This is a genomic window from Enterobacteriaceae bacterium Kacie_13 (assembly GCA_013457415.1).
In the GTDB taxonomy this organism is placed as follows: domain Bacteria; phylum Pseudomonadota; class Gammaproteobacteria; order Enterobacterales; family Enterobacteriaceae; genus Rahnella.
Genome location: CP045665.1, coordinates 3,233,919 through 3,251,371 on the forward strand (window position 1 = coordinate 3,233,919; position 17,453 = coordinate 3,251,371).

General features: G+C 51.9%; 15 protein-coding genes. 4 read left to right on the forward strand and 11 right to left on the reverse strand.

The window, feature by feature from the left end:
• Window positions 1–103: 103 nt before the first annotated feature.
• The 6 genes from nuoF to lrhA form a co-directional block, all read right to left on the reverse strand.
• Complete coding sequence (nuoF, locus tag GE278_14675) at window positions 104–1,474, reverse strand: NADH-quinone oxidoreductase subunit NuoF (protein QLK61945.1); 1,371 nt, start codon at window positions 1,472–1,474, stop codon at window positions 104–106.
• Window positions 1,471–1,971 (reverse strand): NADH-quinone oxidoreductase subunit NuoE, encoded by a 501-nt coding sequence (gene nuoE / locus GE278_14680; protein ID QLK63305.1) that lies wholly within the window; start codon window positions 1,969–1,971, stop codon window positions 1,471–1,473. The genes nuoF and nuoE overlap by 4 nt, the downstream gene beginning before the upstream one ends.
• A gap of 38 nt (window positions 1,972–2,009) precedes the next feature.
• Window positions 2,010–3,809: an NADH-quinone oxidoreductase subunit C/D gene (gene nuoC / locus GE278_14685; protein ID QLK61946.1), complete on the reverse strand. Its 1,800-nt coding sequence runs from the start codon at window positions 3,807–3,809 to the stop codon at window positions 2,010–2,012.
• Window positions 3,810–3,889: 80 nt separating this feature from the next.
• A complete protein-coding gene (locus GE278_14690; GenBank protein QLK61947.1) occupies window positions 3,890–4,564 on the reverse strand; it encodes an NADH-quinone oxidoreductase subunit B in 675 nt (224 codons plus the stop codon).
• 19 nt (window positions 4,565–4,583) lie between these two features.
• The gene (locus tag GE278_14695) at window positions 4,584–5,027 is read right to left on the reverse strand and encodes an NADH-quinone oxidoreductase subunit A (GenBank protein QLK61948.1); all 444 of its coding nucleotides are present in this window, start codon (window positions 5,025–5,027) and stop codon (window positions 4,584–4,586) included.
• Between the two features lie 704 nt (window positions 5,028–5,731).
• The gene (lrhA, locus tag GE278_14700; protein QLK61949.1) at window positions 5,732–6,676 is read right to left on the reverse strand and encodes a transcriptional regulator LrhA; all 945 of its coding nucleotides are present in this window, start codon (window positions 6,674–6,676) and stop codon (window positions 5,732–5,734) included.
• Between the two features lie 985 nt (window positions 6,677–7,661).
• Between lrhA and GE278_14705 the strand changes: the two genes are divergently transcribed.
• Together GE278_14705 and GE278_14710 are read left to right on the forward strand one after the other, a co-directional pair.
• Window positions 7,662–8,876, forward strand: a complete 1,215-nt coding sequence (locus GE278_14705; protein QLK61950.1) for an aminotransferase class I/II-fold pyridoxal phosphate-dependent enzyme — start codon at window positions 7,662–7,664, stop codon at window positions 8,874–8,876.
• A 111-nt stretch (window positions 8,877–8,987) separates the two neighbouring features.
• Window positions 8,988–9,587 (forward strand): 5'-deoxynucleotidase, encoded by a 600-nt coding sequence (locus GE278_14710; protein ID QLK61951.1) that lies wholly within the window; start codon window positions 8,988–8,990, stop codon window positions 9,585–9,587.
• Between the two features lie 45 nt (window positions 9,588–9,632).
• On the opposite strand, the gene GE278_14715 is transcribed toward GE278_14710, so the two are convergent.
• From GE278_14715 to GE278_14735, 5 genes are all read right to left on the reverse strand, one after another.
• Complete coding sequence (locus GE278_14715) at window positions 9,633–11,465, reverse strand: TRAP transporter large permease subunit (protein QLK61952.1); 1,833 nt, start codon at window positions 11,463–11,465, stop codon at window positions 9,633–9,635.
• Between the two features lie 117 nt (window positions 11,466–11,582).
• On the reverse strand, window positions 11,583–12,236 hold the full coding sequence (locus GE278_14720) for a sugar phosphatase (protein ID QLK61953.1): 654 nt from the start codon (window positions 12,234–12,236) through the stop codon (window positions 11,583–11,585).
• Window positions 12,237–12,263: 27 nt separating this feature from the next.
• The gene (locus tag GE278_14725) at window positions 12,264–12,758 is read right to left on the reverse strand and encodes a YfbU family protein (protein QLK61954.1); all 495 of its coding nucleotides are present in this window, start codon (window positions 12,756–12,758) and stop codon (window positions 12,264–12,266) included.
• A 199-nt stretch (window positions 12,759–12,957) separates the two neighbouring features.
• Window positions 12,958–13,413 (reverse strand): DUF412 family protein, encoded by a 456-nt coding sequence (locus GE278_14730; protein QLK61955.1) that lies wholly within the window; start codon window positions 13,411–13,413, stop codon window positions 12,958–12,960.
• 171 nt (window positions 13,414–13,584) lie between these two features.
• Entirely contained in the window at window positions 13,585–13,785 is a 201-nt protein-coding gene (locus GE278_14735; protein ID QLK61956.1) for a hypothetical protein, read from the reverse strand.
• Window positions 13,786–13,876: 91 nt separating this feature from the next.
• On the opposite strand from GE278_14735, the gene GE278_14740 reads away from it, so the two are divergent.
• Both GE278_14740 and GE278_14745 read left to right on the forward strand, forming a co-directional pair.
• Window positions 13,877–15,079 (forward strand): acetate kinase, encoded by a 1,203-nt coding sequence (locus tag GE278_14740; GenBank protein QLK61957.1) that lies wholly within the window; start codon window positions 13,877–13,879, stop codon window positions 15,077–15,079.
• A 168-nt stretch (window positions 15,080–15,247) separates the two neighbouring features.
• Window positions 15,248–17,401, forward strand: coding sequence for a phosphate acetyltransferase (locus GE278_14745; GenBank protein QLK61958.1), 2,154 nt, complete (start codon window positions 15,248–15,250; stop codon window positions 17,399–17,401).
• Window positions 17,402–17,453: the final 52 nt, after the last annotated feature.

Here is a 17,453-nt window from a genome sequence, read left to right on the forward strand (position 1 = left end):
TAATCAAAAATTCTTGCCGGGTTGGCGTCTATCAATCGACAGCGCGTCCCTTGTTTTGGGATTTCGCGCACAGCGGGCTCACGTCCGCTGCCTGTTGCCTTCACTACCAGCGCTGTTTCAGCAGGTTGTTTGGCTGAATACCGCCAATCGCCCGCGCGTTGCTGTAATGCTGTTTGGCGATGCCCGCCTCGAACTCTTCCCGGAAATATTTAATCGCACTCTGCAATGGCTCCACGGCACCCGGCGCGTGTGCGCAGAAGGTTTTGCCCGGACCCAGTTGGCGGCAAAGCTGTTCGAGAGTTTCGATATCTCCCGGCTGGCCTTCGCCACGCTCCAGTGCGCGCAGGATCTTCACACTCCACGGCAAACCATCGCGGCACGGCGTACACCAGCCACAAGATTCGCGGGCGAAGAACTCTTCCAGGTTACGTACCAGCGGCACCATGCCAATCTCGTGATCAACGGCCATCGCCAGCGCAGTGCCCAGACGACTACCGGCTTTGCCGATACTGGCGAAATCCATCGGCAGATCCAGATGATCGGCGGTCAGGAAGTCAGTCCCTGCGCCGCCCGGTTGCCAGGCTTTGAATTTCAGGCCATCACGCATACCGCCGGCATAGTCTTCAAGAATTTCACGTGCAGTTGTGCCGAAAGGCAGTTCCCAAACGCCCGGATTTTTCACCCGGCCAGAGAAGCCCATCAGTTTTGTACCGGCATCTTCGCTTTTGCCCGCTGACATGCCTTTGTACCAGTCCACGCCGTGCTCCAGAATGGCAGGCACGTTGCACAGGGTTTCGACGTTGTTCACACAGGTCGGTTTCCCCCACGCACCGGCAGAGGCCGGGAACGGTGGCTTGGAACGCGGGTTAGCGCGGCGGCCTTCGAGCGAGTTAATCAATGCAGTTTCTTCACCGCAGATATAACGACCCGCACCGGTGTGGACGATCAGTTCGAAGTCAAAACCGGTACCGAGGATATTTTTACCCAGCAGGCCCGCTTCTGTGGCTTCTGCAATCGCGCGACGCAGATTCACAGCAGCTTCAATGTATTCGCCACGCAGGAAGATGTAGCCACGGTAAGATTTCAGCGCGAACGCGGAGATCAACATACCTTCCACCAGCAGATGCGGCATTTGCTCCATCAGCATGCGGTCTTTGTACGTACCGGGTTCCATCTCATCGGCGTTACACAGCAGATAGCGGATGTTCATGCTTTCGTCTTTTGGCATCAGGCTCCACTTCAGACCGGTGGAGAAACCTGCGCCGCCGCGCCCTTTCAGGCCAGCGTCTTTCACCAGATTGACTATTTCGTCCTGCGCCATGCTTTTGAGCGCCTTTTCTGCGCCGACGTAACCGTTTTTACTGCGGTATTCGTCGAGCCAGACCGGCTGCTCATCATCACGCATACGCCATGTCAGCGGATGCATTTCCGGCGTGCGTTCAATGTGTCTTGGCGTATAACCGTTGATTGTCATACATAGCGCTCCAGTAGCTGGCCGATAGCTTCTGGTGTCAGGCGGCTGTGCGTGTCCTCGTCGATCATCATCGACGGGCCTTTGTCACAGTTGCCAAGGCAACAGGTCGGCAGCAGAGTAAAACGTCCGTCTTCGGTCGTTTCGCCCGGCTTGATGTGCAACTGTTGTTCCAGAGCAGCCTGGATCCCCTGATAACCAGTGATGTGGCACACCACGCTGTCGCAGTAACGGATCACATGACGCCCCACCGGCTGGCGGAAAATTTGGCTGTAAAACGTTGCCACACCTTCCACGTCGCTGGCAGGAATGCCCAGAACATCGGAGATCGCGTAGATAGCGCCGTCAGGCACCCAGCCACGCGCTTTTTGCACGATCTTCAACGCTTCGATGGAGGCCGCACGGGCATCTTCGTAGTGATGTTTCTCGTGTTCAATCGCTTCGCGTTCAGCATCACTCAGCTCAAACACCGGAGTCACCACCGGTTCGCTGATGTTGATGTACTGAACACCTGAGTCTTTATTGATATCTGTCATCGTTAGCGGTCCACATCTGACATTACAAAATCGATACTGCCCAGATATACGATCAGGTCGGATACCAGGCTGCCACGGATTACGGACGGGATCTGCTGCAAATGCGGGAAGCTTGGCGTACGGACACGTGTGCGGTAACTCATGGTGCTGCCGTCACTGGTCAGGTAGTAGCTGTTGATCCCTTTGGTCGCTTCAACCATCTGGAAAGATTCTTGCGCAGGCATAATCGGACCCCACGACACTTGCAGGAAGTGTGTGATCAGGGTTTCGATGTGTTGCAGCGTACGCTCTTTCGGTGGCGGCGTGGTCAGCGGATGATCCGCCTTGAACGGGCCTTCCGGCATGTTTTTGTAGCACTGTTCCAGAATGCGCAGGCTCTGACGAAGCTCTTCCACTTTCAGCATCACGCGGGAATAGCAGTCACTGACGCCATCGCCGACCGGCACTTCAAAATCAAAGTTTTCGTAACCTGAATAAGGACGCCATTTACGCACATCGAAGTCGATTCCGGTCGCACGCAGGCCAGCACCGGTAGTGCCCCATGCCAGCGCATCATCGGCGTTGTACGCCGCTACGCCTTTGGAACGTCCAATCAGAATGGTGTTTTTCAGCGCCGCCTTGACGTAGGAATCCAGACGGGCTGGCATCCAGTCAAGGAACTCACGCAGCAGACGATCCCAGCCTTTCGGCAGGTCGTGTGCAACGCCACCGATTCGGAACCAGGCCGGGTGCATACGGAAACCAGTGATCGCTTCCACCAGATCGTAAATTTTCTGACGATCGGTAAAGGCGAAGAACACTGGCGTCATCGCGCCCACGTCCTGAATAAACGTAGAGATGTACAGCAGGTGGCTGTTGATACGGAACAGTTCAGACAGCATCACACGGATGGTGTTAACGCGATCCGGCACGACGATACCAGCCAGTTTTTCAACAGCCAGCACGTAAGGCATTTCGTTAACGCAACCGCCAAGGTATTCGATACGGTCAGTGTACGGAATGTAGCTGTGCCATGACTGGCGTTCGCCCATCTTTTCAGCGCCGCGGTGGTGATAACCGACGTCCGGTACACAGTCGACAATTTCTTCGCCATCCAACTGTAAAATGATGCGGAACGCACCGTGTGCTGACGGGTGGTTAGGTCCGAGGTTGAGGAACATGAAGTCCTCATTTTCGGTGCCGCGCTTCATTCCCCAGTCTTCAGGCTTGAAGGTCAGCGCTTCCATCTCGAGTTCTTCTTTTTGCTTGGTCAGCTCATAAGGATCGAACTCGGTGGCGCGTGCCGGGTAGTCTTTACGCAAAGGGTGCCCTTCCCACGTCTGCGGCATCATAATGCGCGTCAGGTGCGGGTGGCCATCAAAGGTAATGCCAAACATTTCCCAGGTTTCGCGCTCATACCAGTTAGCATTCGGGAACACTTTGGTCAGGGTCGGAACGTGGAGATCGTTTTCAGCCAGTGCCACCTTAAGCATGATGTCGCGGTTACGCTCGACGGAGATCAGGTGGTAGAAAACGGAAAAATCCGCGGCCGGTAAACCGTCGCGGTGGGTACGTAAACGCTCATCAACACCATGCAGATCGAAAAGCATGACGTAAGGTTTTGGCTGTTTTCGTAAAAAGGTAATCGCTTCCAGGATCTGTTCACGCTTGAACCACACCACGGGAATTCCGGTACGGGTCGGCTGAACAGTAAAGGCCTCAGGCCCAAAACGGTTACGCAACTCGCCAATCACCGGATCATCAAGATGATCACGGGTATGCCATGCTGGCAGGGCGGTATTTTGCGTCGTCAAATCTGTCATATTTTTTTCACCACACTAAATGGTCATTTATGCCGTAAGGGGGTTCACCACCCCTCAGGGTTGACTCTCAGACCGCAGTGTTAAATCTCGTCCGGCGAACGCAGATTTGTCACGGCTATGCGTTCAGCACGTTTACGCTCTTTTTCAGACTGCATATTCGCGCGGTAAACACCCTGATCACCGACAACCCATGACAATGGGCGGCGTTCTTTACCGATAGATTCCTGCAGCAGCAATAGCGCCTGCATGTAAGCCTCAGGACGCGGCGGGCACCCCGGGATATACACATCGACGGGCAGGAACTTATCCACACCCTGCACCACTGAATAAATATCGTACATGCCGCCTGAGTTCGCGCAGGCGCCCATCGAAATCACCCATTTCGGCTCGAGCATCTGGTCGTACAAGCGTTGTATTACCGGGGCCATTTTGGTAAAGCAGGTTCCTGCCACCACCATGAAATCAGCCTGACGCGGCGATGCACGCAGAACTTCTGCACCAAAACGCGCAACGTCATGCACCGCAGTGAATGACGTCACCATTTCGACGTAGCAACAGGAAAGGCCGAAGTTGTAAGGCCAGAGGGAGTTTTTGCGTCCCCAGTTCACCATGCCGTGCAGTGATTCCTGAAGGTTTCCCATGAAAACGCTGCGCTTAACCTGCTCCTGAAGAGGATCGCCGACGACCTCCTGATTTTGCAGGGGGTAACGGTCGTTCTCACCGTCCGGGTCTACGCGGGTGAGCGTATATTCCATCTTATTGCCTCGCTATGACTTACTGAGGGTGACTGTTGGTATTAATTGCCGGGCTTGGTTTAACAGGTCCTTTCGAACGTGTTGGTGTCCAGTCCAGCGCGCCAATCCGCACCAGATAAAACAAACCAGCCAGCAGTACCAAAATGAAAATGGTGGCTTCTACGAATCCGGTCCAGCCGCTTTCGCGAATAGACGTTGACCATGCGTACAAATACAGGGCTTCAACGTCAAAAATGACGAAAAACATGGCGACCAGGTAGAACTTTGCGGAAAGACGCAGGCGGGCAGTACCCACCGAGGCGATACCTGATTCAAAAGGCGTGTTTTTGTAGCGTGCTCTGGCTCTCCCGCCAAGGAACGCGGCGCCCAGTAACATCAGGCAACAAAGCCCAACGGCAACGACAAGAAAAACGGCGAACGCCCAGTGTTGAGCGATGACTTCAGTGGCTGTTGACATACTCATTGCTTACTCATCAAAAGTGGCACTCTGCATCTGCTCTATGGGATCGGCAGTTTGCGTACCACATCGATTCAAGGGAAGGATTAATAACCACACAGGTCACGGCTCAATAAGGCATTAAGCCAGTGATTTGTTGTGGGCTTTTTACCCTTTTCTATAACCTTTTGTCAACTTTGACAAAAGTATCTCCACATTAGTTTACATGCTTATCATTTAATTAACATATGATGCGACGACACTTAAGCTAAATCGTGTCAGTTAAATACCGTGATAAAGCATGAGCCTGTGACGGGAGTTATGACATCTTTCTCACTTTCCTATTGTCGCAGGAATAGACAGCGCTTCCACTCTCTTATTAGGGTTATTTTTTTGATCCAGGTCAGAGTTCTGTCAATTTCGACAGCAAAAAAGTCATACTTTTAACAAGTTTTGTTGAATTACGGAAAACGGCAAGCGAATTACACAAAAAAATAATGCTTTTTCTTTACGTGAAAAAACATCGATATTTACGTGATTTAGTGACGTGGCAATTGCAGAGAAGAACAGTCATGGCGTGGGATGAGTTGGCTTAACACAGAAAAAAATGGCTTTGAAAGAAAATTTTAAATAGAACTACTAAAAGGAGAGGTTTAACTACCCAAAAGGAGTAGATGCCTTTACCTCCGCCCTTTAAGACAATGGGCGGAAAGTAAAGCCGGCTAAATGTATTAGCTTTTAGAATCAGCCACCAGCTCCTGATCGTCATCAACAACCGGACGAGGACCGTAGGCGCTAAGAGAATAAGGGTCATTCCCCTGCTCAACCGCGTTGAAAATGGCCATGGCAAGTTCATTGGTGCAACGGGCATTTTTATACAAAACGTATTGTGTATCAGGAAGACGTGGTAAGCCATCCTGTTCACCCAACACACGCAATTCAGGGCTCATCATTTCGATAGGTCGTGCAGTCACGCCAAGCCCGGCACGAACGGCGGCGCGAATCGCTGATAACGTAGATGCCACATATGCGATGCGCCACGGGATGCCCGCCTGATTCAGATACTCCGTTGCCATCTGACGGTAAGGACTTGGCTCATCCAGCACCACCAGGGGCACACTGTCACCGGACGGATAGGCAAAGTCAGCTGAGCAATACCACAGCGTCGGCGAGGTTCTCAGTACGATATGCGGATGGTCGGTGCCCGTCATCGTGGTGATGGCCAGATCGATTTCTTCGCTTTCCAGCATGGATAACATAAACGGACTGCGTTTTACCCGCACATCGATAGACAATTTGGGGTAAACAGACGTCACGCGACTGAGCAGGAAAGGCAAAATAGTGTCGGCAGTATCATCGGATGCACCGATGGTGATCCCGCCCTGGACATTGCTGTACATCAAAGAGGTGCAGGCTTCATCGTTAAAACGAAGAATTTTCCGTGCATACCCCAATAACTGAATGCCGTGTTCAGTTAATAATTTATTGCGTCCATGTCTGGCAAACAGTTCTTTTCCAACGAGTTGTTCGAGACGTTGCATTTGTTGACTGACCGCCGACTGAGTACGACACACGGCAGCAGCTGCTGCAGCGAACGTATTTAAATCCGCTACAGCTACAAATGTCCTCAACAGGTCAAGGTCGAGATTGAGGATTGGACGATTTGCATTTGTCATAGTTTTTCTTCGCTTTATAGAATCTAATAACAAGCTACCCTGATGATGCGTCAAAGTACCCGCAATAAGCAGAATACCAGATATGTCAGATACTCACTCATTTGATAAGCAAAATTGAGAAATATTTGTGCATGAAAATTTTCATCAAAGCTCTTTTCATCCCCTTAAATGCAGGTGCGGGAATTCCACACAAAGGGTAAATGATTAGATAATCTTAATAAAAAAGAATAGTCCATTTTGACTATTTAACAGACATCCTTTCTGCCAACTTCCCTGCTGCCGCCTGCGATTGAGCGCCATTGCAGCACCAAGAATCATAAGCATAATTAATTATTAACCCGGAGAATATTAAAATATAGTTCAACAAATTCATTAACTCACGAGGATATCCATTATTCTCTGCAAAAAATCAGTTTAACTGACATTAAGATTTTTCTACAACCCGCCAAAATTCTTTATAGCCAATTGATTAAATATACGTAAAGAACGCATTTATAAAACCTAACAAAATACATACGCCGACAGACTTATCTTATGATCATTCATCCAGCGGTTATTAATAATCATTAGCCAAATAAAACAAATTCCTCTTCATGATTTGTTCCCGGATCTCAAAATCGGGCCATTTTTTTTCAGAATTTATCGAGGTTTGGTAAGTTTTGGTGATGTACTGTTCAAATTACCTACAGACTCGCGCTAGGTTTATACCGGTCAGGCAGTCAAAACAGGGAATTTTTAGGTTACAAATCGAGCATTGACAGAATTTAAAACTATAAATCACTTAATTATCAAATTAACAAACCAATTCAAAACCCAAAACGAAACAGAAATCCCCACCCCCTGCGCTTTTCCTACTGTTTTTCACCAAAACGGTGCGCAGCCCTTCTCATGCCCGAGTCCGGAGAGTAAATTGGCCGCTTCGCTCTGTTCTACGGCGCTGTGCGCCAGGGAAGAACAGGCTTTACTGCAAAAGGCTCCCATTTACATGTCACCGATTGAAAAATCCCGCAAACTGGACAACGTCTGCTACGACATTCGCGGCCCGGTGCTCAAAGAAGCAAAACGTCTTGAAGAAGAAGGTAACAAAGTCCTCAAACTGAACATCGGCAACCCTGCACCATTCGGTTTTGATGCACCTGATGAAATTCTGGTAGACGTCATCCGCAACCTGCCGACCGCGCAAGGGTACTGTGACTCCAAAGGCCTGTTTTCCGCACGTAAAGCCATCATGCAGCACTATCAGGCGCGCGATATGCGTGACATGACGGTTGAAGATATTTACATCGGTAACGGCGTGTCGGAGCTGATCGTTCAGTCAATGCAAGCGTTACTTAATACCGGTGATGAAATGCTGGTACCCGCTCCCGATTATCCGTTATGGACTGCGGCAGTTTCCCTCTCCGGCGGTAATGCGGTGCACTATCTTTGTGATGAAGGCGCCGACTGGTTCCCGGATATCGCCGATATTCGCGACAAAATCACTCCGCGCACCCGTGGTATCGTCATCATCAACCCGAATAACCCGACCGGCGCTGTGTACAGCAGAGAGTTGCTGATGCAGATCGTGGATATCGCACGCGAACACAATCTGATTATTTTCGCCGACGAAATCTACGACAAGATCCTGTACGACGAAGCCCAGCACATCTCCATTGCGTCGCTGGCACCGGACTTGCTGACCGTCACTTTTAACGGGCTGTCGAAGACCTATCGCGTTGCAGGTTTCCGTCAGGGCTGGATGGTGTTGAACGGGCCGAAGAAACACGCCAAAGGTTACATCGAAGGGCTGGAAATGCTGGCTTCGATGCGCCTTTGTGCCAACGTGCCGATGCAGCACGCGATTCAGACTGCGCTGGGCGGTTATCAGAGCATTAATGAATTCATTCAGCCAGGCGGTCGGCTGGTGGAACAGCGTGACCGCGCGTGGGAACTGATCAACCAGATCCCCGGCGTCTCTTGCGTGAAACCGAAAGGCGCGCTGTATATGTTCCCTCGTATCGACGCCAAGCGTTTTAATATTCATGACGACCAGAAACTGGTGCTGGATTTGCTGTTGCAGCAAAAAGTTCTGCTGGTTCAGGGCTCGGCGTTCAACTGGCCCTATCCTGATCACGTCCGTATCGTGACGTTGCCGCGCGTCGATGAGCTGGAAATGGCAATCAATAAGCTCGGCCGGTTCCTTGAAACCTACCGTCAGTAATTCCCTCGGGCGCAGATTTCTGCGCCCTGCTTTATCTTGCTGATCACACTTGCCGATTGCCGTTACACTCCTCACAATGAACACTCATTTGCCGTTATTAATGAGAGTGCCATGAATCAGAGCCATTTCTTCGCCCATCTTTCCCGCCTGAAACTGATTAGCCGCTGGCCGCTGATGCGTAATGTACGCACCGAAAACGTCTCCGAGCATAGCTTGCAGGTCGCCTTCGTGGCTCACGCACTGGCCGTGATTAAAAACCGCAAATTTGATGGCAACCTGAACGTCGAACGCGTCGCCCTGCTCGCTATGTATCACGATGCCAGCGAAGTGCTGACCGGCGACATGCCGACACCTATCAAGTATTACAATCCGCAAATCGCGCATGAATACAAAAAGATCGAGAAGATTGCTCAGCAAAAGCTGATTGAGATGCTGCCGGAAGAATTGCAGGAAGATTTCCGTCCGCTGATCGACGAACATTACTACAGCGATGACGAAAAGCTGACTGTGAAACAGGCGGATGCGCTGTGCGCCTATCTGAAATGTCTGGAAGAGTTATCAGCAGGTAACAACGAATTCACGCTGGCCAAAGCGCGTCTGGAAAAAACACTGGCTGACCGTAAAAGCCCGGAAATGGATTACTTTATGGAAATCTTCGTACCGAGCTTCAGCCTATCTCTGGATGAAATCAGCCTCGACGAATCGCTCTGACCGGAATGTGCGGTCAGAGCGATGAGCGAATGGCACGTTCTTTAATCAGAACGGATAGAGCACCGGTACCAGAAACACGCTGACGGCCATCACCAGCAGCGTGAAAGGCACCCCGATACGCAGGAAATCGCCAAAGCGGTAATTCCCCGGCACCATCACCAGCGTATTCACCGGAGATGACACCGGCGTCATAAATGCCGCCGAAGCCGCAATGGCGATGATCATCGTGAACGGGTAAGGTGACACGCCCATCTGATGCGCCGCCGCGATAGCGATCGGCGCCATCAATACCGCCGTCGCTGTATTGGAAATAAACAGCCCGATGGTGGCGCAAAGGATAAACAGACTCAGCAGCATCATGTACGGGCCATAACCGCCACTCACCTGCATCAGACCTTCGACAATCAGCGCCACGCCGCCGGTTTTTTGCAGCGCCAGCGCGAACGGCATCATCCCGACGATCAGCAGCAGACTCGGCCAGTGAATCGCCCGGTACGCACCTTCCATTGTGATACAGCGAAATTTGCCCATCAGCAGACAGGCGATAATCGCCGCAATCGCGTTCGACACGTCGTCAGTTAACATCAGCGCGACCATCAGCGCCAGACAGAACAGTGCATGAGGTGCCTGACTGAGTGCGGGCGCCACGTCATCCACTTCGGCAGGCAGGCTGAGCACTATAAAATCATGCATCTGCTGCTGAAGCTGGCGGATCAATTTCCAGTCGCCAATCACCAGCAGCATGTCACCGAGCTGCAATTCCTCATCGACCAGTTTGCCCGGCAGCGCTTCACCCTGACGGCGTATGCCCACCACATTCAGACCATAAGTGGAACGGAATGCTACGTCGCGCAGTGTTTTGCCCAGCAGTTCAGAGTCAGGAATTAACGAGACTTCCGCCATCCCGACGTCGCGCGACTGCTCGGAGAAATATTCGCCGCGCAGCACCATCGGCTCCAGCATTTCATCGGTGCACATTTGCCGGATAGAAATCTCAGGGTCGGTCATATCCAGAAGAAGCACGTCACGTGCACACAATTCTGTATTACCGGTAGCACTGACCATCACACGGCGGAACTTACGCCAACGCTCGATCCCGACCACGTTGGCGCCATAACGGGAGCGCAGATGTAAATCGTCCAGCGTGCGCCCGACCAATGGCGAGCCGGGGCGGATAGTCATTCTGCGCGCACGGCCATTAAGCTGATAATCGCGGATCAGATCGCGGAAGGTACGCCGCTTCCAGCGCTGTTTATCCTGCGAGGCCTCTTCTGCAGACAACCATCGACGGGCGATCAGCATATATCCGATGCCCATAACAAGCACCACCAGTCCCACCGGCGTGACGCCGAAGAAGCCAAAACCGTCAAATCCTTCCCGCAACAGCTCGCTGTTCACCACCATGTTTGGCGGCGTGGCGACCAGCGTCATCATACCGCTGATAAGCCCGGCAAAACTCAGCGGCATCATCAGCCGCGCTGGTGAGGTTTTCATACGGGCAGAAACGCTAATCACCACCGGAATAAATATCGCAACAACGCCGGTAGAACTCATAAACGCGCCCAGCCCGGCGACCGTCAGCATCAGCAAAATCAGCATACGGATTTCGCTGTGACCGGCGACCTTCATCAGCCAGTCGCCCACCTGATACGCCACGCCAGTTCGCACCAGCCCGTGACCGACAACAAACAAAGCAGCGATCAAAATCACGTTCGGATCGCTAAATCCGGCCAGCGCTTCGTTAAGCGTCAGCGTACCGCTCAGCACAAAGGCAATAATGACCAGCAAAGCGACGATATCCATGCGCAGCGTATTACGCGCGAACAGCACCATGGCAATCAGCAGCAGTACCACAACCCAAATTAATTCACCGGTCAAAACAAACTCCTTTTGCGTTGAGATGGAAGACTGAAAATGGGATTTAGAATGGCATAAAAAAACCCCGCCGGAGCGAGGTCTATATCAAGTAAACCGTTGAAACTGTACTTTTCTGGCTTAACGCAGGCTGACTGTAACGCCCTGCGCAGTACTGTTCACCAGCAGAACTTCCAGCGTGGTGAGTTCGAAATCGACATTCTCAATCCCCGGCGTATCGTCGGGCGCATTTACCGCAATCACTTTGCAGCCTGCCGCCAGACCGGCCATTACGCCCGCCGCGGCATCTTCTACTACCACACACTCCTGCGGTGCCAGACCTAAACGTTCTGCGCCAAGTAAATAGGCATCAGGCTGGGGTTTACCGTGTTTAACCTGCTCGGCGGTGATGAACACTTCCGGCGCAGGCAAATGCGCCGCGGCATGGCGGGCACTGGCAACCGGCATTGAGCCAGATGTGACAATCGCCCAGGGAATGTTCTGACGATTCAGTTCGCTCAGTAATAAGTGTGCGCCCGGCAGCGCGGAAACGCCTTCGGTGTCGGTGGCTTCGATTTGTTCCAGCTTCAGAAACTCTTGCTGAATCTTCTCCTCGCTTTCACCGGCCATGAAATGACGTAAAGAGGTGATCGCCTGTTTGCCATGAATAAAGGCCAGAACGTCTTGCGGGCTGACTCCCCAACTGAGCGCCCAGTTAACCCATGCACGCTCAACTGCTGGTAATGAATCCACTAACGTTCCATCAAGGTCGAACAAGAAACCTTTACACTCCACAGGTAATTCCTCTTTAGTTAATTCAAATCAGGCATTAATAATTTGCGCTATCTCAACGGCGCTCAGATGATACTGACGTGGGCACAATTGCCAGACCGTCAACATGCGCTGGTATTTATCCCACATTTTGGTCTGTGAGTTAAACCCGTGTGTGCCAGCATCGAAGTCAGTGTAACGTCCTTCGGTGTTCACCATAAAGCGGACATAGCTTAAATAGCGGGATTCCGTTGCAGCATCGAAGCCGAGGAAATCGATACGGCGGCGATCCAAACCTTGGGTGTCTTTCAGATTGGTCCATGACACCTGCATCGCATGGTGCATTTCCATAATGTTAATCACTGTGCGGCAGGTTTCTTCCGGCAGTTCACCGAAATCCCTGTCCAGCTCGCGCATTTGCAAGCCGAAACCGCGCTCAATCACCGTTTGCAAACGGCGATAGCGTTCAGCATTATCGGGATCCAGCATGGTCATCATTTTGTATTGATTCGACAAGATCAGGCGTTGCGCGTTAGTCATTTCCATCGTGAAAATCCTCATGTCTGCATAATGAGCAAAGCATGGCATAGCGCAAACTTATGCGAAATCGCAAGCACACCATTCTTTGATTTGGGTCTGGATCTCATGTGAAATAATCACCGGAGGAGACTTTCCTCCGGTCAATATGCAATGCAGCGAAGCTTAACAATCAAGAAGCTGAGAACGTAAGCGCAGAGAAACGGTCTTAAAGATCGTCGAGAAAGGTTTTATCGAGCTGCTTGAACGCACGCTTAAGGACGTCTGCGAGTGCCTGATAGGTCGGCGTACCTTCCACAGGGGCGAGAGCCTGACCCGCTTCGGCGAGCTTATTGCGAACATCGTGGAACCAGCTCAGCAACGTGGGCGGCAACGGCGTCAGTGAACGGCGACCGAGCCACCACAGTCCCTGCATCGGCAAACTACAGGCAAATATCGCCGTGGCGACGGCCGGGCCGAGCTGACCGCCGAGCGCAATCTGCCAGGTCAGTGTGAAGATCGCGACAGGTGGCATAAAGCGGACCGCAAAACGGGTCGCTGTGGAAATGCGATTTTCCGGAAAGACCGGAGCCAGGCGCTTATCAGACGGCCATGTTTTCATATAATGCTGCCCACGCTGGAATACCTGGAACCAGCTTACAGAGCCTGTTGGCTTACTCGTCATAATTGCACCTCAACTTCACGTGTAATAATTAAAAAATATTTGTAAAACACAAACTGGAGTTTACCACGATAAAATATATTTTGTTTTTGCTGAAACGTGCCGGTATCCTGTCGCAGCATTTACACCCTCATCATTAAGCATAGTGCCTCGGGCTGAGGTGTTTTGTAATTACTAATTGTATTTTTTGTTAGTGTTTTCACTAACAGATAACATTCTAAAGACGTAAAACAGAGACATTTTGTGCACTGCGCCAATACTTTTCGGCGATTTACACGCACAGATAAAACCAGCGTCCTGCGATTCTTTAGCTTTTTCATTATCATGCCTGCTTTGGCTCTCTGGCATGATGTTAATCATAATTGTCACCGCCATTATGCGCTACGCTTGATGTCAGACTGACGATTTATTAACCATGTGTATTGTTTTTTTCCTTAAACAGCACCAACAATAAATAGGTACTTCCATGTCGAGTAAGCTTGTACTGGTTCTTAACTGTGGTAGTTCTTCCCTTAAGTTCGCAATCATTGATGCTGTGAACGGCGAAGAGCACATTTCAGGTTTAGCCGAATGTTTCCACCTGCCGGAAGCGCGCATTAAGTGGAAAATGGACGGTGGCAAAGAAGAAGCTGCGTTGGGTGCGGGTGCCGCACACAGCGAAGCGCTGAAATTCATCGTTAACAACATCCTGAGCAAAAAACCTGAGCTGTCCGCAGAGCTGGTTGCAATCGGCCACCGCATCGTTCATGGCGGCGAAAAGCTGACCAAATCAATGCTGATCAACGATGCTGTTATCGAAGGTATCAAAGAATCCATCCCGTTTGCACCGCTGCACAACCCGGCTCACCTGATCGGTATCGACGAAGCGCTGAAATCTTTCCCTAAACTGGCTGACAAAAACGTTGCCGTTTTCGACACCGCTTTCCATCAGACCATGCCAGAAGAATCTTACCTGTACGCCCTCCCGTACAGCCTGTACCGCGATCACCACGTTCGTCGTTATGGCGCACACGGCACCAGCCACTTCTATGTGACCCAGGAAGCCGCGAAAATGCTGAACAAACCAGTGGAAGAAGTGAACCTGATCACTTGCCATCTGGGTAACGGCGGTTCCGTCAGCGCAATCCGTAACGGTAAATGCGTCGATACTTCCATGGGTCTGACCCCGCTGGAAGGTCTGGTGATGGGCACCCGCAGCGGTGACATCGACCCGGCGATCATCTTCCACCTGCATGACTCTCTGGGCATGACCGTTGATCAAATCAACAAAATGCTGACCAAAGAATCTGGCCTGCTGGGCCTGACCGAAGTCACCAGCGACTGTCGTTACGTTGAAGACAACTACACCACCAAACCTGATGCCAAACGTGCAATGGACGTATTCTGCCACCGTCTGGCGAAATACATCGGTAGCTATACCTCACTGATGGAAGGTCGTCTGGACGCGGTAGTCTTCACCGGCGGTATCGGCGAAAACGCAGCCATGGTGCGCGAACTGTCACTTGGAAAACTGGGCCTGTTAGGTTTTGAAGTTGACCACGAACGCAACCTTGCAGCACGCTTTGGCAAATCCGGTGCCATCAATAAAGAAGGCACCCGCACCGCTCTGGTTATCCCAACCAATGAAGAGCTGGTGATTGCGCAAGACGCCGCGCGTCTGACTGCATAATCCGATTCAGCACTGCCAGCGATTGCTGGCAGTGATTTTTTAACTCAAGGCAAACGCCGCCCGTTTGGACGCACCGCGCAGGATAATCATCGCGCTCATGCTGATCATTATCTCCTCTGCACAAACCTGCGACCGTCTCTGCCTGGCAAACGTTAAAGAGGTTTAGCCGTGTCCCGTACAATTATGTTGATCCCCACAGGTACCAGCGTTGGTCTGACCAGCGTCAGCCTCGGTGTGATCCGTGCAATGGAACAAAAAGGCGTCAGCCTGAGCATCTTCAAACCGATCGCACAACCACGTGCCGGCGGTGATGCACCCGATCAAACTACCACCATCATTCGCGCCAATTCTTCCGTGACCGCAGCAGAACCGCTGAAAATGAGCCACGTTGAAGCGCTGCTGAGTTCAAACCAGCAAGACGTGCTGATGGAAGAAATCATCGCGCGTTATCACGAAAACACCAAAGATGCAGAAGTGGTGCTGGTTGAAGGTCTGGTTCCTACGCGTAAACACCAGTTTGCCAACGCGCTGAACTATGAAATCGCCAAAACCCTGAACGCAGAAATCGTCTTCGTTCTGGCGCTGGGTAACGATTCTCCTGCGCAGCTGAAAGAACGTATTGAATTGGCTCGTTCCAGCTTCGGCGGCAGCAAAAATACCAACATCACCGGCGTTATCATTAACAAACTGAACGCACCTGTTGACGATCAGGGCCGTACACGTCCGGACCTTTCTGAAATCTTCGATGATTCCAATAAAGCCAGCGTGGCGAACATCGACCCGACTCAGCTATTCGCCAACAGCCCGCTGCCGGTGCTGGGCTGCATTCCATGGAGCTTTGAGCTGATTGCCACCCGCGCAATCGACATGGCGAAACACCTGAATGCCCGCATCATCAACGAAGGCGACGTGCAAACCCGTCGTGTGAAATCCGTGACCTTCTGTGCACGCAGCATTCCGCACATGCTGGAACACTTCCGTCCGGGTTCACTGCTGGTGACCTCCGCTGACCGCCCAGACGTACTGGTTTCAGCCTGTCTGGCGGCAATGAACGGCGTGGAAATCGGCGCTATCCTGCTGACCGGTGGCTACGAAATCGACGAACGTATTAACAGCCTCTGCGAACGTGCTTTCCAGACTGGCCTGCCTGTATTTATGGTAGATACCAACACCTGGCAGACCTCCCTGAGCCTGCAAAGCTTCAATCTGGAAGTCCCTGCGGACGACCATCAGCGCGTTGAGAAACTGCAACAATACGTGGCTTCTCACATCAACGCAGACTGGATCGACTCCCTGAGCGCGCACTCCGAGCGTTCACGTCGTCTGTCTCCGCCAGCATTCCGTTATCAGCTGACCGAACTGGCGCGTAAAGCCGGTAAACGTATCGTCCTGCCGGAAGGCGACGAGCCGCGTACCGTGAAAGCGGCAGCACTTTGCGCTGAACGTGGTATCGCAGAATGCGTATTGCTGGGTAATCCGGATGAGATCAAACGCGTCGCAGCGGCTCAGGGCGTGATTCTGGGTGCAGGCATCGAAATCATCGATCCGGTTGCCGTGCGCGAAGAGTATGTGGCACGTCTGGTTGAACTGCGTAAAAGCAAAGGCATGACCGAAGTGGTTGCGCGCGAACAGCTGGAAGATAACGTGGTTCTCGGCACCCTGATGCTGGAACAAGGCAAGGTTGACGGTCTGGTTTCCGGTGCTGTTCACACCACCGCTAACACCATCCGCCCACCGTTGCAGCTGATCAAAACCGCACCGGGCAGCTCGCTGGTGTCTTCCGTGTTCTTCATGCTGCTGCCTGATCAGGTTCTGGTTTACGGTGACTGCGCGATCAACCCGGATCCAACGGCTGAACAACTTTCTGAAATCGCGATCCAGTCTGCGGATTCCGCAGCGGCGTTCGGTATCGAACCACGTGTGGCGATGATCTCCTACTCAACCGGTAACTCCGGCGCAGGCAGCGACGTTGAGAAAGTGCGTGAAGCGACCCGTCTGGCACAGGAAAAACGTCCAGACCTGATCATCGATGGCCCTCTGCAATACGATGCCGCGATCATGGCTGACGTTGCTCTGTCAAAAGCACCAAACTCACCGGTTGCAGGTCAGGCGACGGTATTCATCTTCCCGGATCTGAACACGGGTAACACCACCTACAAAGCGGTACAGCGTTCTGCGGATCTGGTCTCTATTGGGCCGATGCTGCAGGGTATGCGCAAACCAGTTAATGACTTGTCCCGTGGCGCACTGGTTGACGATATCGTCTACACCGTGGCACTGACTGCGATTCAGTCTGCTCAGGCAGAAGAGGCTGCAAAATAATTCCCTGAATTATTTTACGCCCGAATAACAGTATATAAGACAGTAAAACGCC

Excerpts from the sequence above, each read along its gene's own strand:
- nuoF (QLK61945.1), bottom strand. The coding sequence starts at position 1,474 with ATGACAATCAACGGTTATACGCCAAGACACATTGAACGCACGCCGGAA.
- nuoC (QLK61946.1), bottom strand. The coding sequence starts at position 3,809 with ATGACAGATTTGACGACGCAAAATACCGCCCTGCCAGCATGGCATACC.
- GE278_14690 (QLK61947.1), bottom strand. The coding sequence starts at position 4,564 with ATGGAATATACGCTCACCCGCGTAGACCCGGACGGTGAGAACGACCGT.
- GE278_14695 (QLK61948.1), bottom strand. The coding sequence starts at position 5,027 with ATGAGTATGTCAACAGCCACTGAAGTCATCGCTCAACACTGGGCGTTC.
- lrhA (QLK61949.1), bottom strand. The coding sequence starts at position 6,676 with ATGACAAATGCAAATCGTCCAATCCTCAATCTCGACCTTGACCTGTTG.
- GE278_14705 (QLK61950.1), top strand. The coding sequence starts at position 7,662 with ATGTCACCGATTGAAAAATCCCGCAAACTGGACAACGTCTGCTACGAC.
- GE278_14710 (QLK61951.1), top strand. The coding sequence starts at position 8,988 with ATGAATCAGAGCCATTTCTTCGCCCATCTTTCCCGCCTGAAACTGATT.
- GE278_14725 (QLK61954.1), bottom strand. The coding sequence starts at position 12,758 with ATGGAAATGACTAACGCGCAACGCCTGATCTTGTCGAATCAATACAAA.
- GE278_14730 (QLK61955.1), bottom strand. The coding sequence starts at position 13,413 with ATGACGAGTAAGCCAACAGGCTCTGTAAGCTGGTTCCAGGTATTCCAG.
- GE278_14735 (QLK61956.1), bottom strand. The coding sequence starts at position 13,785 with ATGGCGGTGACAATTATGATTAACATCATGCCAGAGAGCCAAAGCAGG.
- GE278_14740 (QLK61957.1), top strand. The coding sequence starts at position 13,877 with ATGTCGAGTAAGCTTGTACTGGTTCTTAACTGTGGTAGTTCTTCCCTT.